Raw genomic sequence first — 21,588 nt, forward strand, 5'->3', positions numbered from 1 at the left:
CAACATACTCGGAATTTTCTCGTAATTTTACAAAATTTTTTTGAATAGTTTCTTTGTGTTGCTCCAAAAATTTATCGTCGTGAGTTTTTTCTCGAAAACACTTAAAATTCTCTAATTCTATCTTAGTCAACACTGCTAAACATCTCCGCAAATTTCTTGTGGCAAATCAAATCTTTTAATAACTGTATCTTGATCATTTATAACTCGTTTAATAGAACCAACATACTCGGAATTTTCTCGTAATTTTACAAAATTTTTTTGAATAGTTTCTTTGTGTTGCTCCAAAAATTTATCGTCGTGAGTTTTTTCTCGAAAACACTTAAAATTCTCTAATTCTATCTTAGTTAACATTGCCAAACATCTCCCCAAATTTATTGTGGTAAATCAAATCTTTTAATAACTGTATCTCGAGCGTGTCTAACTCGTTTAATAGAACCAACATACTCGTAATTTTCTCGTAATTTGACAAAATTTTGTTGAATAGTTTGTTTGTGTTGCTCTAGAAATTTATCGTCGTGAGTTTGTTCTCGAAAACACTGAAAATTCTCTAATTCTATCTTAGTTAACATTGCCAAACATCTCCCCAAATTTATTGTGGTAAATCAAATCTTTTAATAACTGTATCTCGAGCGTGTCTAACTCGTTTAATAGAACCAACATACTCGTAATTTTCTCGTAATTTGACAAAATTTTGTTGAATAGTTTGTTTGTGTTGCTCCAAAAATTGATCGTCGTGTCTTGAGAAAAAATAAGAAATAGATTCAAACATGATCGTATTAACTTTTCCTCTACTTCTATCAGTTGGCAAACGAAAATTTGCTTGTTCAAAGAAATCATAAGTTAACTTCATCACTCTTTCAAAATCTTGTTTTAATTCATCTATTTGCTCATCTGACATTTCGTTGATTTTTTGCATGGCATATTCTAAAAATTTATTCATATCACCTTGATAATCTTGACGATAATCATTACATATCTTAAAAGCTAAATAATGCAAAATCAGCTCTCTATCTTTCATTATTTTATCAGAAAAACCATAATCAATTGCCTGTTTAAAATAATCTTTCTCTGATAATTCCTTTAATAACTTTGTAGATTTACCACTAAAAATACAATTCCTAATTTCTTGTTTTTCTAGTTTTGTTCCTCCAGTATTTACTCGCTCAAAAATCTCATAAAGAATGCTCGGAGGAGCAGAATATGGAATCACATATAAAGAAATTTTTTTATCCTCTATTCTAGTTTCATAACCTCCAGATAGTCGTTTTAAATCATCAAAATTACAATCATTTAATTGTGGCAAAACTTTTAATCCATTCAGCTTAAATTTATTATCTATAAAGTCACGAATAGCTGAAGTTCTCTGCAACCCATCTACAACTATATATTCTCCCCTTTTAGTTTGCTTCACATACCAATAAGGTAAAGGAAAATTCAGAATAATTGACTCAATAAACTTACTTTTTTGCTCTAGAGTCCATATATTAGGATTTCTTTGAAATTCAGGATCGAGAATTATTTTGTTTTGGTCGCATTTTCTTTTTAATTCAAAAACAGTATAGGGATTTTCCCTAATATCAATATCCTGTTCTATTAGATTTTGAGGATATAGACTAGCATTTTCAGTAGCAAATTCTTCCGGTGTATCCTCATCAGTTTCGACAATATCATTATTTAGGTTTTGAGGTTTTACATTTTTGTCCATAATCATAATTTTTTATTTTTGAAACAATTTAAACATACTCCACAATTTTTGTTCATAAATAAAAGGATTGCTTCCTGTAATATTACCATTTCTAAATTATCATAATCTTCTCAATGTGAATAAACTTACAGCAGTTTTCATATCAGTAAACCACAGTAAGGGCGAATACCATTCGCCCCTACAAAACTTTGGTTATGGCAATGTGGTTCACCCATTTGAAAAGCGCTGTAATATAATAAATTTTTCTACGGTAAAAAAACAACAAAAATTCAAGATAATCTTGATGCTAAATACTACATCTTTAGTATGGTGGATTAAAAGTGATAAATTCTCTTTATTGAGTTTGGCGATCGCTTAAAGTAATTCCCACTTATTGCAATTTTTATCCAATGCAATAAAATCAAAATAATCAAGCACACAAAATAGGAAAAATGACTAGCTATATGTTGAAAAACTAAGTTGCAAGCAAGCACTAAAAATAATTTTCTTCATACTCAAAAGTAGAATCAATAATCTTTAGTTCTGGATAAAGACTTATAACTTCTTGAGTGATGTGCCAATAATATCTATTTATAGAAGAATCAATTATTTTCTCTGATACAAAAATACTAATGAAATATTGAAATAATGAAATACTACGCGGAATTTGATTCGTTTTTGTTGATTGAATTTTCTGGATTGCTGCTTTAACTTTTTCTTTGATTTGTTTTTCTTCAACTACATTGATTAACAGACGATATAAGTTATCGCAAAAGCGACTTATATCTTTTGGTTGAAGCTCATCAGGTATTTTTTTATCTTGAAATAATTTATTTATTTCTTTGACTAAATATTGTTTATTTTTGATTTCCAGGTAATTATTATCTTCAATAAACTCGGAAGTTTGTTCAAAAGCAAGTATTAACATATCTAATTGTTCAACCGTTGCTTTAATTTGTGCAGCTAAACGTAATTTTCTCCAGTCAATTTCTGAACTTTTATAGACAATATCGTGAGTTTAAACAGACCAAGCGTGTTCAAAAGCACTTTTGATTTGAATTTCAAATTTAATTTGATAAATACTTAATTCATTCTCTTGAATTATGTCATTATTGCTTTTAAGTTGAGCATAAATTCGAGTCGAATCAAACTTAAATGTATCTGGAGATTTTTTATTCTGCCCTCTTTTTACTGTTTTTCCCTTGATAATTTCAAATTTACTTTTACAAAATTCTGTCACCTCTTTTTCGTGAGATAGAGTCGGGATAATAATTGTACAAGCAAACAAGTCGTCTAAATCTGACCATTTTTGAAACCTTCCCGTTTCAATTTTTTCAGCTAGAGATTCAATAGTTTTAATTCGAGAGGTAAAAGCATATCCTTTAGTATCGCAAAATTTTAATAATGTTTCTTTGACTTGTTTAGCTACTTCTTCAACGAAGGGTTGATATTGATTGTATTTACGGTCTAGAATAGAAGGATAGATCATATATTTAAGATTCTTCTAAATGAATGTCTCCCTTCAATAAAGATTTAATAATTTCAATTCTAACTTTTCTAGGACCAGCATCTGTAAAAGAAAATTTTGCTGCTTTATAATAATCTGATGCTTTCTGTTGACAATCATTTAACTCATGTTTCGATTTAATGTGTAATTCTTTATTTTCTACAATTTTTAGAAAATCATATATTTTTGAGCCAACCTCTTTATTTGTATCTAGCATATTCTCGCGATTTAACTCAGCAATAGCACCAAATAAAGAGTAAAAATCAGCCTGATTTTTTAACCTAGTTTTAGCTAAGTTAATATCTTTTGATAAATCTAATATTTTGCCTATAGATTTAATAGTTTCCCGAAATTCATCTTCTATTTCATCTTTTTCTTCCCATTCACTATCTCGATTAGTAAAAGCTCTATCAAGATAATCAGCACTATAGGACTTTGCACCCTCTTCTAAAAATAACAGTAGTTGTGCTACGATTTCAACATCTTTCATTTGTTTTCTGGAAGTTGAATTAAGGTTAGGAAAGTTTTTACTTTTTTCCTCCAAATATTTAAACATCCAAGTAGATAATTCCTCTGCAAGAGTAATAAAATCACCACTAAGTCTGGCATGACGAAGCTCTTGAGGAGTTAATTTAATTACATTACGATTAATACGATTAAAGATATCACCAATAATGCTTTCGTTAGATGATGGTAAATATTCAATGGCAAATTTATACCTCCAAAATTCTTGCTTATCTTCGATATCTAAATCTTTAAAATATTTACCGCTAAAGCGTTGAATTTTAGTTTTTTCATGTACGGGAAATTCATGATCAACAAATTGAAATAGGGTAGATAACCTTTGTTTTCCATCAACTACACTCACTTTTGAAACTCCTTCAGGGGTGATTTCTTGATATATAAAAATTGCAGGCGCTGGATATTGATGTAATACTGTATCAATAAAGTCATCTTTATAATTTTGATTCCAAACACTACGTCTTTGGTATGATGGATCTAAATCAAGAAGTTCTCTTTGATATAAGTCCCAAAACCAGGAAATAGTTTGAAAGTTAATTGTTCTTCTCATTTTATTTTCTTTGTAGGATTGATTCTTATGTTACTATCTAATATTTATTATGTCACTTTGAGAATATTGTACTATGGAAGATGATTCAATCCCAATCAAATTTATCCTATATCAAGGAAAATATTAACTACAAACACTCAATCAATTCAGTTGGTGAGTTATAATCAGTGTTGATTCTGTTTTACATACTTTGAACCATTAAATTTTTAAATAACTAATGCCAGCTAGAGATATTTATCATAATACAGTTGTTGAAGCATTAAAAACAAATGGTTGGACAATTACCCACGATCCTCTATATTTAGGTTATGGAGGTAAACATCTTTATGTTGATTTAGGTGCAGAAAAAACAGCGATCGCTGCCGAAAAACATGGCAATTTCAGTTATCAGTTATCAGTTATCAGTTATCAGTACCTCATGCAATAGAGAGATAAGAAAATAATAAACTTTAGTATTTTTATACCCTCACATTTTGAGGGTTGAGACATAATTTTTGGGTCAAAAAATTGCTGTATAAATCAAAAGTTTTATTAGTCTTTCTCCCATAAACGATTTACAAATTGCAGTGGGGTAATATGAAATTTATCGAACTGTATTATCGGAACTAGAACCAGAACGTTTACTTTATCTTGCCGTTAATCAACAAGCTTATGAAAATATTTTTCAAGAGAAATTAGGTCAATTAATTATTAATAAAATAGAACTACGTATGATAATTTTTGATGAAAAAATTGGGAGAATAGTTAAATGGATAACTTAGATAACTATCGTGAAATTATTAAGAAAATAATCTACGAATATGGCACTCATAAACCTGCTAATGGTTAAATAAATGTCGAAATTGTAATTGACACTGAACGAGACCATTATCAAGTAATTTATGTCGGTTGGGATGATATACGTCGAGTTTGTAGTTCCGTGGTTCATATTGATATTATTAATGATAAAATTTGGATTCAATATGATGGTTGTTCTCAACCTGTTGCTGAAGCACTTTTAGAAGCAGGAATCACCAAAGATATGATAGTTTTAGGTTTTCATCCAGAGGAAGTGCGTCAATATACAGGTTTTGCAGTTTATTAATGTGTAAGCATTCAGCAGTCAGCTATCAGCTTCTAGCTTCTATTTCTGTTGTAAATCAATGCAAATTTTAGCAGTGTATGTTTACTTGAAAATGTGAATTTATAACTATATAAATCCTAAACAGATTGTAAAATTTTATCGTAGGGGTTTGGTTTTCAAACCCAATAAAAAATGGGATTTGGAGACCAAACCCCTACAGTTTTTTTTCACAAATCATTTAGGATTGCTATATAAATTTTCACTTAATTATCCCAAATTTTTCTAACTAACTACTTAATTTTTTACTATAAAATCAAAATAATCAAACAGACAAAAAAAGGAAAAATAAACACTAATGTTAGAGACATTACTCGAACCACTACAATACAGTTTTATGCAGCGATCGCTCCTAGTCGCAGTAATAATTGGAATCATCTGTGCAGTAGTCGGCAGTTATTTAATGGTACAAAGATTAGCCTTATTAGGAGATGCCATTAGTCACTCAGTTTTACCAGGATTAGCTATTGCTTTTTGGATAGGAGCAAATATATTTATCGGAGCATTTATCGCAGGATTAATTAGCACTATTTTAATCAACCTAATTAGGACGCGATCGCCAATCAAAGAAGATGCAGCAATGGGGATAGTTTTTTCCGCTTTCTTTGCACTAGGAATCACATTAATTACAATTATTCAAAAAGACAATAAAATCGACCTAAATCATTTTTTATTCGGCAATATTCTCGGCGTAACTGTTAGAGAAGTGCGAGATACATTAATCATTGCTGTAATTGTTTTATTAGTTGTATTTATACTATATAAAGAACTATTATTTTACACATTTGACCCCCTCGGCGCTCAAGCAGTAGGTTTACCTGTAAATTTATTAAACTTGGGATTAATGATGTTAATTGGTTTGACAATTGTAGCCAGTCTCAAAGCAGTAGGAGTAGTCTTAGTTTTATCCTTATTAATTACACCAGCATCTACAGCTTATCTATTAGTTAAAAGACTCCATCAAGTAATGATATTAGGAGTAGGAATAGGAATTTTATCTAGTATTAGTGGAATGTATATTAGCTACTTTTATAATTTGCCATCTGGTCCAGCGATCGTATTAGTATCATTTGGATTATTTATATTAGCTTTTTTGTTCAGTCCTACCCAGGGAATATTGACTCATCCAGCATCAATTTCTAGTCAACCTTCTATTTGGAAAGAGTTGAAAAATTTAATTAAATCAAGTTGAACCTATAGAATTTTTCCGATTTCAGGTCAATGAACCGCATTAAACAATGATAACAGTGTAGGGACGTTGCATGCAACGTCCCTACTCTAAGGAATTTAAGAATCACTATCAAACTCAAACTTCCATAAAAACAACTTTGCTTAAAAACGATATTTAGACCCAGCATCCATTTTTATACTTAAATAACCAGTCGAATCCCAATACCATTTTCCACCATACTCAATTCCTGCGACCCAAACTCTAACTCTTGAGTTTTCTTTGAATAGAATTGAGGAGACGACTCCATCATCCCAATCAATAATGGCAGCTACCGTACTGTTGTTAATATCTTGTTGCTGCCGAACCCGGAATTCGGTAATTTTCCCAGAAAACTTCCCGCTTTCATCAGAATAAGCAACATATTTTCTTTCGTTTAGGTGTTTGATGATATTTTCAAGCTTTGGACTTAAGTTTGAAGGCGTCTTATCTACAACTTGTATCACAACTTTTTTCTCATTACCCAATGGTATCTCTAATTTTCCTCCTGTTTGAATTATTTTTTCCATTATTTTCTCCAACTGTCTTTTAGTAAGGTCTATAGTCACCTCGGTTAGCTCACCATTTTCCTGAATAGTTTGGACTACCAACATTTTTTTTTCTACATCTAGAGTGACAGTTTTAACCTTTTGAACTTCTGTAATAGCTGAAATTAAACTTAAGACCAAAGTATCTTTTTTTATTTGTACAGCAGTACAACTACTAAAAATCAGTGATGCTGCCATAAAAAAGGCAGTAATAGATTTATTAGACATCATTTTCTTACTCCTTTAGGTAAATTAATTTCACCCACTAAGAATTTAATACTCTCAGCATATTGACGAATTTTCTTCTGGTAAACAACATAATATGAACCAGGATAAAATTTCAGTAGAGAAATTTCATTCAAAAAAAACAATTGCATATTCTTGAGTTTTGAGAAAAAATTAATTCGCCGTTTATCCAGTTCCCTAGTTCAACCATTTCCTCATAACCAAAATCTTGTACCTTATCCCAACCATAAACAGCATATTAATCCCAATAATCCTATCAATAGACTTGCCAACAAGTAGAAATAGAAAAAACTCAACTTTCCACTTGCCATTTTATCAATATTTACCCCTTCTTACTTCTTCCTTCTTCCCTCTTATCTAACCGCAAATTTTAAACAAAGAACCCACAACTTGAGGAATATTTTATAACTCCATTGCCGCCATTGCTGCTGTCGGTTCATAACCACAATGAACTATACAATCAGCACATTTAGGATTTCCACTTTTATAACCATAATTATCCCAATTAGTTTTCTCTAAAAGCTCTTTAAAAGTAGCATAATATCCTTCATTCATTAAATAACAAGGTTTTTGCCAACCAAGCACACTATAACTAGGACTATCCCAGGGAGTACAATCATAATCTTTTTCCCCCATCAAAAAATCTAAAAATGAAGTTGAATTGCCATGAATAACCTCTGATATTAAGTCGTAAGTATTTAGCTGTCAGCTAACAACTAACAGCTATTATTTTTGGTACAGGTTTAAAGCTATATTAATTGATCTAGAATAAAATCTTACTACAAAAGTTGTTAAAATCTATATTTAGGGTTTGCTGAAAAAGTCTTATGGGTGAGGGTAGGAGTCAGGAGACTCGAGACTGGAGACAGGGGGAGTAAGGAATTTAGAGGAGGCAGAAGGAAGAATTCTAAGAGTGATTTTTCTGCTATAGTCAACTCAAAATCCTAACATGCATGAGTTTTAAGGAGCAAAAATCTTGTACTTTTTCAAGACCATTACAGGCTAAAACCTTTATCTGTCAATGCTTGAAAATTTAATCAGCAAACCCTATTTATCTAAATCTATATAGACTCTTACCTTATTAATGAAAACTTCTCCCAGATTAAAACAGGGTTTGGAGACAAAACCCCTACGATAAAATTTTACAACCTAATTTATGATTGCTATATAACCCTCTAATAAATCTCATAATTTCATAAATATCTATTTGGTTTATATACTATATATTCCTTGACTAAATATGTGTAATTAATTTTGCACAACTACTTAAAAATTTAATTATGTGTCAGTTGAGAATGGCGGACTAACTCTAAACGTTTATATAATTCTCCTAACCATTTATCTACCATTAACTTCACTAATTCCGTAGCTTCTTGCTTCTTAACAGCACTGTAATTTGTAAATAATTTCTTCCTCTCTTTACCCTTAGAATAATACTGCATTAATTCACGCATTTGTTCTTTTTCGTTTTCAGATAATGAAATTTGGAAAAAGTCTGGAATGGAACTCCATATTGCTTCAGGCAACTGTTTGTAGTTCAAAAATAAAGCATTTTGGTCGAACATTTCTAGTGCTGCACTAAAGAAACTTGCCAAAATTATACAATAGTATTCTTCATAACTAAGTAGCATTCATGCATGAAAAATGGTATAACCTCTGCCTGTTTGCTCCGCATTCCGCAGGAAAGTCAGAGCCTTGAAATCAGGAAAATATTTTGGATTTTTTCATTCTGAAGAACGAGACTTGAATCCTTAATTAAACAATTATTGAAATTAAGTTAAAACCAAAATTTTTTAACTTTGAATGAATGCGCGAATTGTGAATAAAAAAAATGCTCAGATTTTCAGATATTAATATCAACCAGGTTTCTCTACTTTTTCAAATATACTAATATCATCAGGTAAACTATATTGCCACTCTTCCAAAGCAAATTTCCATTCCTTAGCTATTGTGTCAATTTTTTCTTGGTCTAATACATACTGATTAACTTGATAATTTTTCTGATATTCAAGAGATTTTTTAAACTCATATTCTGCTTCCGCAAAGCCAGAGATATTCAAATTAGTATATATCCTTTTTAGTTCTGCCATTTCGTTGCCAATAAAATCCTCATACTTAATTTCCACTAAATTTTCTGGCTTAATCATTTTCTTGTCATCTAAAAATTTTCTCATCATTTGTTGATAAAATAAAATAATATTTTTCTCAATATCTGGTTCATTTACATTTTGAAAACCCATAGCTTTTATCAGTCTTTTAAAAAGTTGATTAGTTGAAGCATATACTTTGTATGGATTTCTATAAATATGAAGAAACTTTGCCTCTGGAAACATTTCCAATAAGATTGGGATACGGGCTGTATTTAAAGGATTTTTCAGCACTAAACTTTTCCCTTCCGCACTCAGAGTTATTTTTTTTATCAGTCTCTCATAAACTTTTTTCCATTCGTTTTTTTCTTTTTCATCCAGACCTTTAAACAAGACATTTATTTCAAAAATTTTAGTGATATTTTTAGGAAAGTAAAAACCTAAATAAAATGAATAAGATGAACTATTAGCCAGAGCAAATTCTTCCTCACAAGGAAAATTAGCCGACATAATTATATTATCTGAAATTCTCTTCCTATTAAAATCTTCATCAGTCCAACGTTTAGCTAATTCAGAGGAAGAAAGAAATATTTCAGACCCTCTAAACCCTTGTAAACTTGATATATATCCTAAATTTTTATCCTGAGCAAAAAAATTGAGTAAATAAGTTGTGCCACTCCTCCAATAACCAACAATAAATATAGGAGAAAATTCCAGGGATAAATCTTCAATCTTTTTACCAAATTTGACTTGATCTAAAATTCTCAAGGGAATAGTTAGCAAACTTTCCTGGGCAACAGACAAAGCTCTGGGTATGTATTGTGAATCAATACCACCATTAGAAATAACCAGTTTTATCCAGTTAATAAATGAACCCCCACATAGTGGATGTTTTTTGTAGGCAGTAAAGTCTTTTTTTCGCTTCATTAATTATTATCTTCCATTGATAGTTTCTCTAGCATTATTCCTATTATTTCGGAAACAGATTTTCTTTGGCTTAATTCCCCTAAAATTTTGATTTTTATCCCTAGAATAATTCTGCTTATTCCTACTAATTTAAAAATCCCTGTAGGTTGGGTTAAGCGACAGCGCAACCCAACAAAAATATGTTTCTATTAACTGATAACAGGACTTACGCAAAATTATAAATCATACACCATTTGTAGGGACGAATGCCATTTGCCCTCTACTAGATATAGTGGTTTTGCGTAAGTCCTGTGATAACTGAAATGACCACGCAAACCATCAATAAATTATGCTCCTAAACTAATCTCATATATAAATAAATCTCCCATATTCATGTAATTTTCTTCAGTTAAAAGCGTTCTCAGATTAAATCCTTCTTGAATAGCGATCGCTTGAGGATCATTTTCAGGATCAGACATTTTTACAAAACTTGTCAATATGACACCACCAGCATTCAGTCGATGTTTAGCTTCAGATAAAAAACGCTGAAACACATCTTTTCCTCCGTCATCGTTTTCTCCAAAAATTCCAGTACCTCCCGGACGATAAAAGTGGTTAAACACCATTAGATCGAAAACAACTTCTTTTTCAATTTCCTGAAATAGATCGCTCTGACAAACTTCTATGGGACCAACTTCTGGGTTATTTCTGATATTCTCCAAAACGCATTCAATTGCAGGTGGATGGCGGTCTGCTGCATATACTTTAGGAACGCCGTTTCTTCTCATCACTAATGCCAAATAACCACATCCACATCCCATATCGATAGCGTATTCTGGATGATAATTGCCAAGAATATGTCCTAACTTCAGGGTTGCGAATGATACATCAGTGGGAAAAACACCCTTGCCAATTTTTAATTGAAAGCCATCAAATTCAGTCGTATAGGGTTGTTTATCGTATGCTTTCATCAGTTCTGCAACCCTTAGCGCCATAGTATCGGAACTCATAGAAAATTCTCCAAAATTGTTAATTATCAATACACTATAGTATGACTTGACTTACGCCGTTCTTAGAAACCCAGTTTATTGTATTGCCTAATGTACGCAAACTTTCATTGATAAATCCGGTTTCTGCCTAATTTCTATATAATGCTATTTAATTATCGGCGTTGCTGAAATTTTGGGATGAATATTCAGTGGGGGTGGGACACGCATCCTGCCTGTTCCTGCCTGTCCGAAAATATCAATACTGAAATCTGCTGCAAGTATAGCTTGAATTATTAAACCTTTTGATCAAAAAATCTCATGCGTTTAAGTTTTATATCAAGTATCATTAATTAGGTATATAGCAGTCCAAGCAAAAGTTAGGATATTTATAAATCCTGTTTGCGGAGCATTTCCCTATAAGAAAAACCCTTTGATAGTCTGCTGTTCCCTATTCCCTATTCCCTAGCGTGTAGCGCTATAAGCCATAATAAAAATGTTCTTCTCTGATATTACAGCAATGCATGAGGATGCTGAGGTACAGTTGAAGATTAATCTCTATCTTTGCAATTCAGACTTCTTACCTGTAACAAGCAGGATGCTTGAACTGCCAAAATTACTAAATGAAATTTTGTACCTCACGCGCGGGCGTGAAATTGCTGTAAGATAATTTTCCAAATTTCCCCAATCAAAACTCTGTACCAAAACCATGATGAATAATCAAACTAACACAAAAAAAATTAATTCACTCAGCACCTACTATCTACTAGGTCGTAGCGGTCTGCGTGTATCCCGACTCTGCCTTGGAACAGCAACATTTGGTACAGCTTGGGGAGAAGGATGGAGCATTTCTGAACAGGAAGCAGAAAATATATTTTACACTTATCTGGATGCAGGGGGCAATTTTGTTGATACTGCCGATTGCTATCAAGATGGAGAAAGTGAACGTTGGGTCGGTAAATTTATCAATGTACGAGGGATACGCGATCGAGTTGTGCTTGCCACCAAATTTGCTATGACTATGGACCCTTCTAACCCGAATGCAGGGGGAAATAGTAAAAAGTCTATGATTAAAGCTTGTGAAAACTCACTGAGACGACTACAGACCGACTATATCGATCTCTATTATATGCACCACTGGGATACAATAACCCCTGTTGAGGAAATGATGGCTGCATTTGACGAATTAGTGAAGTCGGGCAAAGTCCTGTATGTAGGACTCTGTAATCCTCCTGGTTGGTATCTTGGTCGGGCACAAACTTTGCCAGAATGGCGTGGTTGGCAGAAAATTTGTGCTATTCAGTTGGAATATTCTCTAGCAATGAGGGATATAGAACGAGAATATGTTGATGCTGCCTTGGAATTGGGAATTGGTATTTGTCCATGGAGTCCACTAGCGAATGGTCTTCTGACTGGAAAATATCAAGTGACAGACTCTCAGCAGCTTGAGGGAAAAGGCAGAATGACCTCCACCTGGGTGACCGATCCTGATGTCGAGCCCAAAAGTAGTCGCAATCAGAGAATAGTAGATAAGTTAGTTAATATTTCCGAAAAGATAGGATATTCCCCTGCCCAAATTGCTATAAACTGGGTAACAAACCGCCCAGGCGTAATTTCCACAACAATTGGAGTAACATTACTTAGTCAACTTGAATGTAATATTTCAGCATTAGAGTTTGAAATTCCAGCAGAGGAACTCAAAGAGCTGAATGAAATTAGTAAACCTGATACAGCTTACCCTTATGTTTTCTTCAATGAGTTCACTCAACGGACTATTATGGGAGACAATACAGTCTTAAAAGAACCTAGTGCCGCTACGCGGAATTAAAAATTCAAAATTCGCGCATCCATGCATTATTGCTTAGTAAGGCTTAAGGCAAGCATGTAACTGGTCAGTTATTTCTGCCATCCTGCACTAGAGTATTGACTTAATCAAAGAATAACGATATAATACTTTAGGGTGCGGTCACTTCCAAGATATGCCGTTAAATGTGAGAACTTATGACTGCCCCGATTGTGGGATATCTATAGAGAGAGATTTAAACGCAAGTATAAATTTAAGAAATGTGGTCGCAAGGACTGTTAATGCCTGTGGACGGAGTGCTGCCGACAGTTCCGGTAGAAGCAGGTAGGGACGTATCGCTGCGCGACATGTAACGCATTTTTGTTATGCAACGTCCGTACACAGTAAAACGTCACATTATGACGTTTTATATCGGTTTTATAGAGCAGTATATAGAGATCTATGAATAACTCAAACAAAATTAAGAAGTGAGAATTTTACAATTCCTCACCATAGACAGTTTCGTTTTCTTCACGCCAATAGGGATCGACAATACATAGAAAAACTAAAGGTTCTGTCCCACGGTTGTCAAGGTATTGTTTGGTATTAGGTGGAACGTATATTGTATCACCCGTTTCAACTGCCTGAGTTTCGTTATCAATATGCATATCTCCTTGACCGCTGAGGATATAATATACTTCCGAAGATGTTAAAGAGTGGGGTATTGAACTTTTTCCCACAGGAACAATTCCATGAGCAAAACTATAGCGTAGGGGGAGAGGCAAATTATTTGGATGAAGCAATTCACGCAGATGAGTACCATCTCCTGCAATCAATTCTGAACAAGCGCTAAATTTCTGGATAATCATCTTAAACTAAGTTATTTCTCAGGCGTTATATCAAATCTGGTTGAATACTTATTATATAGTTGGGGGTGGGAAGTGTGGGAAGATTACAGCGCTTTTCTTTCTTGATGAACCACATATTCACATTTCAAACCTAGTAGGGACGTTCCATGGAACGTCCCTACTGTGGTCTACTGAAATGAAAACCGCTGTAAAGTAATTATAGAGTTATAAACATATATTATATAACCCGATTCTATATTAAAACAGACTGCTTTCCCACTTACCGATTTTTTATGATGAAAAACCCGGGTTTCCTTAGTTAGTACATACATAAACCCGGTTTCTTTACTACCAAAAGATAACTAACTGAGGCATTGCATAAATGCGGGATGATTTTAATAGTTTTGTATTATATGCACCTTGCCCATTCCTTATATTTTCAGGCGAGCAGAATACCTACTCCACTTTTATTCATCCCTATGATTTATCAATACCCTAACTTACAGCAGCCATTTCATCCACAGCATCACCATGTTCTACCCGGAACACATTAGCACTTAGATTAGCTACAATTTGTTTTCCCTGTTGAGTCAGACTCAGGTAGCCGATCGCATCTTTAACATAGCTATAAACTACATTCCAGTAAAACCCAGGATAACCCTGACGTAGATCCCCAGGATTATTATATCCTAATACTTTATTCTGGCCTGTTTCTTCAAATTCATAGAACAAGGCACTAATTTTTTGTAAATAGCGGGGGTCACTCAATTGACCAATTAAATCTGCGGCCCTCACTAAACCAGGATAGTTTTCCTTCTCTTGATGATCCTTATCTGCTGGCACCGGGAAACGAGTCAGTTCTATATTACGCTTAATTATTTCTGCGTCAATTAACTTATGACCTCCAAAGCGTTCGTCAATAAATAGCTTACCTCGATCGACATGATAGGGAGTAAGACTAGCATCTGTAGCACCTCTTGCCAGAGATACTTTCATGTTATCTACACCCGTAGCATACAATCTTAAATCCCCTCGATCTTGACGACAGACACCTTTGACATATCCAATATCATGACAAAGTAGGGAAATGTGATAGTGTAACCAATCTTCACAAGATACCCCACCTTCACGGATATGCTTCCCTCGTAATATTTCTTGTCCCACTAAAGTTACAAGAATAGTATGTTCCACATTGTGATAAAGGGCATCACTATTAGCAATGTTTTCTAATGCCATCCCGGCCGCCCAGGCGATAATATCAGCATAATCTGATTTATATCCACCATAAGTATGACGATAGCCATTAATCAGCCGTTTTATGAAAGCATCAATCAAAAGTTCAGTAGAGTTAAACATCTGCAGTCTCCTAATCTGAATTTACTCTTTTAGTGAACTGATACTTATTTTTATTTACCATCATAAACAGATGATCTAAGCTCATTTTCTTCCTATTATAATTTTATACATCTATACTACTAAATTATTCTTATTAACAGGTAATCAATTTGTTTCAGGTTTCACTATCTCTATTTTGTAAGATTTATAGTCATTAATTAATTGAATCTCAAGTCTTTTTCAGGGAAAGGGAAGTAAATTAGCCAAGGAAAATCTAAAATTTCCTACCTTCATCTTTAATATAGGGGTTGGCAATTGAGTTAGATACATACATAAGTGGTTTTGTACATAATAGGCGACATACATCAATTTATTGTTTCTGCCCAGTTAAGTTCTTCCCTAAAATCCAAAATTTTTTACCTAGTTCAACGTTCAACGGAGAAAGCCTATATCAGTAATTTTGATTCTTAATTGAACACTACATCAATATTTTATAATCGCAATTGATTTGAAATCCAGTATATTTTTAATTTAGCTTATTAGTTAAATTATCTTACTATAAATATCGTAATTTCCATACTCTTGAGGTACAAAATTTGTTTGTTTTAGGGATTTGTTTTAGGGAGTAGATAGGAACGTTGCATATAACGGAAATAGGTAGTAGAAAATAAGAAAAAAACTGTATTTCACCTAACTTGAGAAACTCTATATTTTTAATCATTAATCCTATATATACCAATCCTATCCTATTTTGGTTTTGAAAAAAATATCTGGGAACTAGAGAATAGTTTAAATAGTCTCTATTTCTAATTGAAATTAATCTACTTAGTTAAGTAAATAAAAAAGCTTGAATTTGAGGAAATTTAACTAAAAAAAATATTACTAATTTTTACAACTACTCCCTTCCCGTTAGAAGATTACCTAGCCAAATTTGGCTATAAACTATATACTGCAATGATTTACTAATTATGATCTTGGGCCAGGAAGGGAGTAAACACTAGGAATAGATAATAGAGGTAATCGTTTCATACTTTTCATCTAAATTTATGTATTTTTGACAAATGATTTTTTTTGCTATAGCATTTCTTAGAGATTGAATGTATATTGAATGTATCAGGAAATATCAAAAAAATAGGGAATAGGGGAGTAGGAAGAAAACATAACTATATTTCCTAATAACTGATCAGGTCTGAATTCTAATACACTACTCTTTCATGCTTATTTGAATCCATGAACCTATTTCCAATTTTATATTTTGTCAAGCCATAATCTCTTAATACTTACTTTAAAAACGGTCTTTTAGTCAGGGTTAAATCAAATAAATAACATTCAAAGTAAAGAAAGAATAATTAGGGAAACTCAAAGGTTGATTTTGATAATTTAGTGCTAATTTATATAGAACTTTACAAACTAATTATATAATATTAGATAAAGTTTATTGGTAATTTTATTTTCTAGATTAAATCATTGATTATTTCAGATAACTAGATTATTTTTTAAAAAACTAAGTCTTATCTAAAATATGATTTGGATGAGAAGATTTAATTATCAATTTAGGCACTATTCGTTATTGATATATTTGACAAATTAATTGTAGCATTTTATATTCAAAATATCTATAGCAATCCTAAATAGGTTGCGGCTAATCAAAAAGTAGATAAAAAAGCTGAAACTCCCACCTGTTGCTTGTTGCCTGTTTCCTGTTCCCTAAAAGCGGTAAGATTTTTATACACAAATATATTAGAGGATTGCTATAGCTTTGAGCATAAAGTCAAAAAAAAATCATAGTCTCTGATGATGAATCATCATATAATTATTATCCGTAATCTTCTTTTCAAGCAGCTAAAATTATTAATATCTATACTACTGATACTTAGGAATCATCTTAAACTATCTTACATCATTGTATCTCAACTTGTCTGTGATTAAAGTCCACTATAATTTGTGACAATAAAATTATTTCTATGGGATTCTCAGCACAATCAGGTAACAATACATATTATATCGGCATTTATAGTAATTAAAAAAGATACCAATGAAGAATGACAAAGATAAATCTCAAGAAATATTTTTTGAATCTAATAAAGAAGATAGTATCATGGAAAAACTTCCTAAAGAAGTTAAACAATGGGCAGCTAGCTTACCTTGGCATCAACGCCGTTATGTTTTATCATTTTCCTATATCTTGTGTGCTTCTTCTCCTGAGAAACAAGCAGAATTTTTAGATGACTATATAGCAGATGGTTTAGCCGTAAAAATGCTGCAAGATATAGATACAATTAACAGGGTTAACAAATATCTGAGACGCTTTCGTGCCAAAACAAAAATTAATGAACAAGTACTCCGAAACTACATTAGACTATACTATATTCATGCAGCTCAAGATGTTAATTTTCAAACTAGACAGTATTTAGAATCTGCTATCAAGTTAGTCATTAATACAGAAGAAAGAAATCAAATATTCAACTATATATTAGGATTTGAGTTAATTAAAATTATTTTCACAATGAGTTGGCTACAACATGAGAGACTAGCTAGGCTTCAAACAAATCAAGAAAATTTTATTAATACATATATAAAACCTATTCAGTATGCTCATCAAGTTAATGGTATTATTGTACCTAAAGATAAAGGTGTATTTTTCGCTAAAAGAGATTATTATGTACAAATACCGGAAATATCTACTCCAAAATTAGTACAGTTAGTCATAGAAACTTTTACTCCTAAGAAAGTTAATAAATGTGGTTTTGTAATCACTCGCCATATTAAAGCTTTACGATTTGACTTTGATTACATCTTTCAACAACAAGAACAAGACGGAATTTTTCCCAGTGAATTTGAATCTATAATTAATTAGAATACAATCATTATTAATTCTAATTTTAATAGAACTAAATTAAAATTAAGTAATAGGACAATAATTAATTTTACTCAAAATTAAGACATAAGGCATAAAGCAAAAGGTGTTAAATACACGATAGGATAGGATAAAAAATATAAATCAATTAGATTCAGGAGCCTGTCGTGCTGCTATCAAAAGGATTTGAAGTAGAAATGTACACTGGCACACCCCAAGGTAATATAGTTGGCCTGTCAGAGCAAATTGTGGCCAAAGTAGAGGGGTTTGTTAGGGAGCCAGATAGTAGAAATGTAGAATACACTACTGCACCATTGTGTAACTATGATCGACTTTTATGCGCTCTAGTCAAGCCAAGATTAAAACTACGAAACTATTTAAGCACTTTAGGAGATTACACTATAATTCCAGGAAGTACCTTATCTCTAGGGAATAGTAATCTTTTTTATCGTTCTGATCCAAACAACCCATATCATACATATATAGAACAAACCTACGGTCCCAAAGTTGTTACAACCAGTATTCATATAAATATTGGTATTAGTGACCCAGAATTACTAATGCAGGCTATTCGCTTAATTCGGATGGAAGCTCCTTTATACTTGGCTCTTAGCGCCTCTTCTCCTTTTATAGATGGCCAAGTGACAGGGTTTCACTCTACTCGTTGGGCTACTTTTCCGAAAACTCCGACTTATGTCCCTTTGTTTGAAAGTCATAGTCATTTGATTAAATGGACTGAAGAGCAAATTGCAGCAGGTACTATGCAAAATGTCCGCCATCTTTGGTGTTCTGTACGGCCTAATGGCGATCGTCGTCCTTATAATCTTAATCGTTTAGAACTAAGAATTTGTGACTTTGTAGACAACCCTGTTATGCAACTAGCTTTAGTTGCCTTGTTAGAAGCTCGTTTATGGCAATTATTTGATAACCCTAGTCTAGATCCATTAGAAAAAAGTAATTTTTCTGCAACTAACCGTTCGGAAGACTTAATTACTTTAGCAGATAATAATGAAATTGCAGTAGCTCATCATAGTCTTGAAGCTGAAGTCTGCCATTGGCAAGATGGTAGAACTATTCTAGCCAGAAACTGGATTGAGGAAATTTATCAACAGGTTTTACCTTATGCTAAAGAACGTGGTTTTAGTTGCTTTCTTTCACCTATTAAAAAAATTCTTCGGGAAGGTAATACAGCACAAAAATGGTTACAGCAATATGAGAGTAATTTTGACACTCAAAATATAATTAAAGCCGCAATTTTGGAGATGGTACAACAAGAAGAAGAATTAGAAGATAAATTGTGTCAATCAATGGTTGCATAACCTTAGTTCGATTATATCAGCATTGATTGTTTCCCCTTATTGTGTAGGGAAATTCCATAGAACTTCCCTACAATATTTGTATTTTTACCGAAATAATTAATAGACCTATCCAGACAAGAGGGAACAGGAAACAGGGAATAGGGAGAGATAATTAATGATTTATGAATAATAATTGATTTGATTATTGATTTTTGGAGATGTCTAATAATTAAACAATTAAACAATTAAATAATTCAGGTTAAAAGCCTCCCCTTTCAAGGGGAAAAAATTACCTCTCCCTTTTAGTCAATCCTCTCCCTTTTAGGGAGAGGTAATTATTATTAATTATCCATTAATGAATGTCTGAATTTACTCTTGTTGGGCGATCTAAATACACTCTTAAATTATTAATTATTAATTATTAATTATTAATTATTCGTTTGACTCTTGTTGGGCAATCTAAATACGCTCTTAAATTATTAATTATTAATTATTCGTTATATTTAATTTATTTCATGCCTCAAATTGTCCTAGTCTATCCACAAATTCCCCCAAATACAGGTAATGTTGCTCGTACTTGTGCTGCCACCGATACAGAACTACATCTGGTAGGGCCTTTGGGCTTCGAAATTAGCGATCGCTATTTAAAGCGAGCTGGTTTAGACTATTGGCCTTATGTAAAACTCAATTATCATAATAACTTGGCACATTTTAATACCTATCATCAGGAACAAGGTGGAAGACTAATTGGCTTCAGTAAAAAGGGGAAATTTAATTATACCAAATTTCAATATCGAACAAATGATTGGCTATTATTTGGTTCCGAAACTAATGGATTACCGCAAGATGTCTTGGACTATTGTAGTGCAACTTTATATATACCAATGACACAGCCAAAGGTTCGTAGTTTAAATCTTTCTGTTAGTGCTGCTTTAGGTTTGTTTGAAGCTAGGCGTCAATTAGGTTATCTGAGTTAGAATCATCATTTTATGAGTCAAAAATTCAAATCTTTGACTCATAATAATTAAATTCGGCATTGCTAATTTTGGGTATGATTTGTATTTTTTGGTAATTGCAAAACTCTTGAATAACAACTATTTCAAATTGTTCAATTTTTATTTTCATACCTTGATTCAACAATGCCTTAAATTCATTTTAAAATGATTTTGAATAGTATTAAGTTGAATTAAATTTTTAAATATTTTTAGTTGATTGTGTAATTTTGCAATCTATTTATGAGTGTTAAATGTTCTTTTAAACCGAGAAATACTGACGTAAAAATGAATAAAAAAACATATAAAACTGAGGAAATACTCTAGGCAACATCAAGTATGAGTTGTAATATTAAATAAGTAAAGACTAGATGAATTTTTTTATAGATCGTCTTAGTATTTAGCATTATCAAGACTAAGAATCAAGTGAGATGGAAAAAATTAAAGAGTGATACCTGTTGCCTTCTGGAGCTTTTGACTAATTCTGCGGATATTTTCTACACAACCGTGCCAAGAACTGCTATATGATCCCTAATCTATATCTATAAGAAATTTATATCACTCCTGCAATTGTCAAAGGCAACAAGTTGTTGTATACAAAAATTTAGATTATATTTTCTCCTGAAATCCTCCTCTGAACCTAGAGGGTATTTACTACAGGAGTAAACAAAAGAAAAATATAATTGGACTAATTGCTAATTAAAAACAGAGCAATAGCAAACTAGGTACAACCATATTGCTCTGTATTAGTTTGTCATGTCAAATATTAATTATTTTCTTTGATTTTGGTCATAACATCAAAATTAAATTAAAATTATGCTTGCTTTTTTTATCAAAGCAAGATAACCTATCCTAAGCCTGATGATGAAAAGTGATTTGGATCTATAAATAAAGTGACCTATATCATTGACTCAATAAGATTCAGGACAATTATTAAACGCTTGTTGATAGGACTAACCACAAATCTAATCAAAGCACTCAAGTCGCGAACATGGTTAGTCCAGCCCACTTTTTTAAAGTAAACGTTATTTAGGTGATAACACCTTGGGGTGCGCGGCCAGCTCTGAGCTTCTGTTGTTCGGCATTAAACAGGTAAAGAGATTTGAAAAACC

General features: G+C 32.3%; 22 protein-coding genes and 1 pseudogene. 10 read left to right on the forward strand and 13 right to left on the reverse strand.

The genetic code is table 11. From position 1 onward, the window contains the following. Positions 1-135: 135 nt before the first annotated feature. Genes F6K40_RS23270 through F6K40_RS23280 form a run of 3 tightly spaced genes read right to left on the reverse strand, consistent with a single transcriptional unit; the run spans position 136 to position 1,705 of the window. Positions 136-351, reverse strand: coding sequence for a hypothetical protein (locus tag F6K40_RS23270; RefSeq protein WP_293139481.1), 216 nt, complete (start codon positions 349-351; stop codon positions 136-138). Positions 352-371: 20 nt separating this feature from the next. After that, on the reverse strand, positions 372-569 hold the full coding sequence (locus F6K40_RS23275; RefSeq protein WP_293139482.1) for a hypothetical protein: 198 nt from the start codon (positions 567-569) through the stop codon (positions 372-374). A 20-nt stretch (positions 570-589) separates the two neighbouring features. Beyond that, positions 590-1,705 (reverse strand): DUF262 domain-containing protein, encoded by a 1,116-nt coding sequence (locus F6K40_RS23280; protein ID WP_293139483.1) that lies wholly within the window; start codon positions 1,703-1,705, stop codon positions 590-592. A 115-nt stretch (positions 1,706-1,820) separates the two neighbouring features. Between F6K40_RS23280 and F6K40_RS23285 the strand changes: the two genes are divergently transcribed. After that, a complete protein-coding gene (locus F6K40_RS23285; RefSeq protein ID WP_293139484.1) occupies positions 1,821-2,063 on the forward strand; it encodes a hypothetical protein in 243 nt (80 codons plus the stop codon). 114 nt (positions 2,064-2,177) lie between these two features. On the opposite strand, the gene F6K40_RS23290 is transcribed toward F6K40_RS23285, so the two are convergent. From F6K40_RS23290 to F6K40_RS23300, 3 genes are all read right to left on the reverse strand, one after another. After that, positions 2,178-2,612: a hypothetical protein gene (locus F6K40_RS23290; protein WP_293139485.1), complete on the reverse strand. Its 435-nt coding sequence runs from the start codon at positions 2,610-2,612 to the stop codon at positions 2,178-2,180. Between the two features lie 90 nt (positions 2,613-2,702). Beyond that, a complete protein-coding gene (locus F6K40_RS23295) occupies positions 2,703-3,173 on the reverse strand; it encodes a nucleotidyltransferase family protein (protein ID WP_293139486.1) in 471 nt (156 codons plus the stop codon). Between the two features lie 4 nt (positions 3,174-3,177). Further along, positions 3,178-4,263, reverse strand: a complete 1,086-nt coding sequence (locus F6K40_RS23300) for a DUF262 domain-containing protein (protein ID WP_293139487.1) — start codon at positions 4,261-4,263, stop codon at positions 3,178-3,180. A 217-nt stretch (positions 4,264-4,480) separates the two neighbouring features. Between F6K40_RS23300 and F6K40_RS23305 the strand changes: the two genes are divergently transcribed. The 4 genes from F6K40_RS23305 to F6K40_RS23315 all read left to right on the forward strand — a co-directional run bounded on the left by F6K40_RS23305 (position 4,481) and on the right by F6K40_RS23315 (position 6,575). Continuing rightward, a complete protein-coding gene (locus F6K40_RS23305; RefSeq protein ID WP_293139488.1) occupies positions 4,481-4,690 on the forward strand; it encodes an element excision factor XisH family protein in 210 nt (69 codons plus the stop codon). Between the two features lie 154 nt (positions 4,691-4,844). Continuing rightward, positions 4,845-5,024 (forward strand): element excision factor XisH family protein, encoded by a 180-nt coding sequence (locus F6K40_RS40990; RefSeq protein WP_365672520.1) that lies wholly within the window; start codon positions 4,845-4,847, stop codon positions 5,022-5,024. 80 nt (positions 5,025-5,104) lie between these two features. Next, positions 5,105-5,347, forward strand: a complete 243-nt coding sequence (locus tag F6K40_RS23310; protein ID WP_293139500.1) for a XisI protein — start codon at positions 5,105-5,107, stop codon at positions 5,345-5,347. 334 nt (positions 5,348-5,681) lie between these two features. Continuing rightward, positions 5,682-6,575 (forward strand): metal ABC transporter permease, encoded by an 894-nt coding sequence (locus F6K40_RS23315; RefSeq protein WP_293139489.1) that lies wholly within the window; start codon positions 5,682-5,684, stop codon positions 6,573-6,575. A gap of 140 nt (positions 6,576-6,715) precedes the next feature. Here F6K40_RS23315 and F6K40_RS23320 read toward each other — a convergent pair whose 3' ends face one another. The 5 genes from F6K40_RS23320 to F6K40_RS23340 all read right to left on the reverse strand — a co-directional run bounded on the left by F6K40_RS23320 (position 6,716) and on the right by F6K40_RS23340 (position 11,387). After that, complete coding sequence (locus F6K40_RS23320) at positions 6,716-7,369, reverse strand: hypothetical protein (protein ID WP_293139490.1); 654 nt, start codon at positions 7,367-7,369, stop codon at positions 6,716-6,718. A 417-nt stretch (positions 7,370-7,786) separates the two neighbouring features. Continuing rightward, positions 7,787-8,068 carry a DUF3463 domain-containing protein gene (locus tag F6K40_RS23325; protein ID WP_365672523.1) on the reverse strand — a complete coding sequence of 94 codons (282 nt, stop codon included), beginning with the start codon at positions 8,066-8,068 and terminating at the stop codon, positions 7,787-7,789. A 590-nt stretch (positions 8,069-8,658) separates the two neighbouring features. Next, positions 8,659-8,979 carry a hypothetical protein gene (locus F6K40_RS23330; RefSeq protein WP_293139491.1) on the reverse strand — a complete coding sequence of 107 codons (321 nt, stop codon included), beginning with the start codon at positions 8,977-8,979 and terminating at the stop codon, positions 8,659-8,661. Positions 8,980-9,240: 261 nt separating this feature from the next. Then, positions 9,241-10,398, reverse strand: a complete 1,158-nt coding sequence (locus tag F6K40_RS23335) for a sulfotransferase family protein (protein WP_293139492.1) — start codon at positions 10,396-10,398, stop codon at positions 9,241-9,243. 326 nt (positions 10,399-10,724) lie between these two features. Continuing rightward, entirely contained in the window at positions 10,725-11,387 is a 663-nt protein-coding gene (locus tag F6K40_RS23340) for a methyltransferase (protein WP_293139493.1), read from the reverse strand. Between the two features lie 685 nt (positions 11,388-12,072). Between F6K40_RS23340 and F6K40_RS23345 the strand changes: the two genes are divergently transcribed. Together F6K40_RS23345 and F6K40_RS23350 are read left to right on the forward strand one after the other, a co-directional pair. After that, positions 12,073-13,191, forward strand: a complete 1,119-nt coding sequence (locus tag F6K40_RS23345) for an aldo/keto reductase (RefSeq protein WP_293139494.1) — start codon at positions 12,073-12,075, stop codon at positions 13,189-13,191. A 145-nt stretch (positions 13,192-13,336) separates the two neighbouring features. Continuing rightward, positions 13,337-13,495, forward strand: a pseudogene (locus F6K40_RS23350) (zinc ribbon domain-containing protein); the annotation flags it as partial. A 148-nt stretch (positions 13,496-13,643) separates the two neighbouring features. On the opposite strand, the gene F6K40_RS23355 reads toward F6K40_RS23350, so the two are convergent. Both F6K40_RS23355 and F6K40_RS23360 read right to left on the reverse strand, forming a co-directional pair. Further along, entirely contained in the window at positions 13,644-14,015 is a 372-nt protein-coding gene (locus F6K40_RS23355; protein ID WP_293139495.1) for a cupin domain-containing protein, read from the reverse strand. 474 nt (positions 14,016-14,489) lie between these two features. Further along, a complete protein-coding gene (locus F6K40_RS23360; RefSeq protein WP_293139496.1) occupies positions 14,490-15,350 on the reverse strand; it encodes an Npun_R2479 family HD domain-containing metalloprotein in 861 nt (286 codons plus the stop codon). 2,014 nt (positions 15,351-17,364) lie between these two features. On the opposite strand from F6K40_RS23360, the gene F6K40_RS23365 reads away from it, so the two are divergent. From F6K40_RS23365 to F6K40_RS23375, 3 genes are all read left to right on the forward strand, one after another. Continuing rightward, on the forward strand, positions 17,365-18,186 hold the full coding sequence (locus F6K40_RS23365; protein WP_293139497.1) for a cobyrinic acid a,c-diamide synthase: 822 nt from the start codon (positions 17,365-17,367) through the stop codon (positions 18,184-18,186). Positions 18,187-18,353: 167 nt separating this feature from the next. Continuing rightward, entirely contained in the window at positions 18,354-19,505 is a 1,152-nt protein-coding gene (gshA, locus tag F6K40_RS23370) for a glutamate--cysteine ligase (RefSeq protein ID WP_293139498.1), read from the forward strand. Positions 19,506-19,999: 494 nt separating this feature from the next. Beyond that, positions 20,000-20,461, forward strand: a complete 462-nt coding sequence (locus F6K40_RS23375) for a tRNA (cytidine(34)-2'-O)-methyltransferase (protein WP_293139499.1) — start codon at positions 20,000-20,002, stop codon at positions 20,459-20,461. The last annotated feature ends 1,127 nt before the right edge of the window (positions 20,462-21,588 follow it).

Source organism: Okeania sp. SIO3I5, from assembly GCF_010672085.1.
In the GTDB taxonomy this organism is placed as follows: domain Bacteria; phylum Cyanobacteriota; class Cyanobacteriia; order Cyanobacteriales; family Microcoleaceae; genus Trichodesmium.

Bases quoted from the DNA above. Each gene is read 5' to 3' on its own strand.
- F6K40_RS23270 (WP_293139481.1), bottom strand. From the start codon at position 351: ATGTTAACTAAGATAGAATTAGAGAATTTTAAGTGTTTTCGAGAAAAA.
- F6K40_RS23275 (WP_293139482.1), bottom strand. From the start codon at position 569: ATGTTAACTAAGATAGAATTAGAGAATTTTCAGTGTTTTCGAGAACAA.
- F6K40_RS23280 (WP_293139483.1), bottom strand. From the start codon at position 1,705: ATGGACAAAAATGTAAAACCTCAAAACCTAAATAATGATATTGTCGAA.
- F6K40_RS23290 (WP_293139485.1), bottom strand. From the start codon at position 2,612: ATGTTAATACTTGCTTTTGAACAAACTTCCGAGTTTATTGAAGATAAT.
- F6K40_RS23295 (WP_293139486.1), bottom strand. From the start codon at position 3,173: ATGATCTATCCTTCTATTCTAGACCGTAAATACAATCAATATCAACCC.
- F6K40_RS23300 (WP_293139487.1), bottom strand. From the start codon at position 4,263: ATGAGAAGAACAATTAACTTTCAAACTATTTCCTGGTTTTGGGACTTA.
- F6K40_RS23305 (WP_293139488.1), top strand. From the start codon at position 4,481: ATGCCAGCTAGAGATATTTATCATAATACAGTTGTTGAAGCATTAAAA.
- F6K40_RS23315 (WP_293139489.1), top strand. From the start codon at position 5,682: ATGTTAGAGACATTACTCGAACCACTACAATACAGTTTTATGCAGCGA.
- F6K40_RS23320 (WP_293139490.1), bottom strand. From the start codon at position 7,369: ATGATGTCTAATAAATCTATTACTGCCTTTTTTATGGCAGCATCACTG.
- F6K40_RS23335 (WP_293139492.1), bottom strand. From the start codon at position 10,398: ATGAAGCGAAAAAAAGACTTTACTGCCTACAAAAAACATCCACTATGT.
- F6K40_RS23340 (WP_293139493.1), bottom strand. From the start codon at position 11,387: ATGAGTTCCGATACTATGGCGCTAAGGGTTGCAGAACTGATGAAAGCA.
- F6K40_RS23345 (WP_293139494.1), top strand. From the start codon at position 12,073: ATGATGAATAATCAAACTAACACAAAAAAAATTAATTCACTCAGCACC.
- F6K40_RS23355 (WP_293139495.1), bottom strand. From the start codon at position 14,015: ATGATTATCCAGAAATTTAGCGCTTGTTCAGAATTGATTGCAGGAGAT.
- F6K40_RS23360 (WP_293139496.1), bottom strand. From the start codon at position 15,350: ATGTTTAACTCTACTGAACTTTTGATTGATGCTTTCATAAAACGGCTG.
- F6K40_RS23365 (WP_293139497.1), top strand. From the start codon at position 17,365: ATGAAGAATGACAAAGATAAATCTCAAGAAATATTTTTTGAATCTAAT.
- F6K40_RS23375 (WP_293139499.1), top strand. From the start codon at position 20,000: ATGCCTCAAATTGTCCTAGTCTATCCACAAATTCCCCCAAATACAGGT.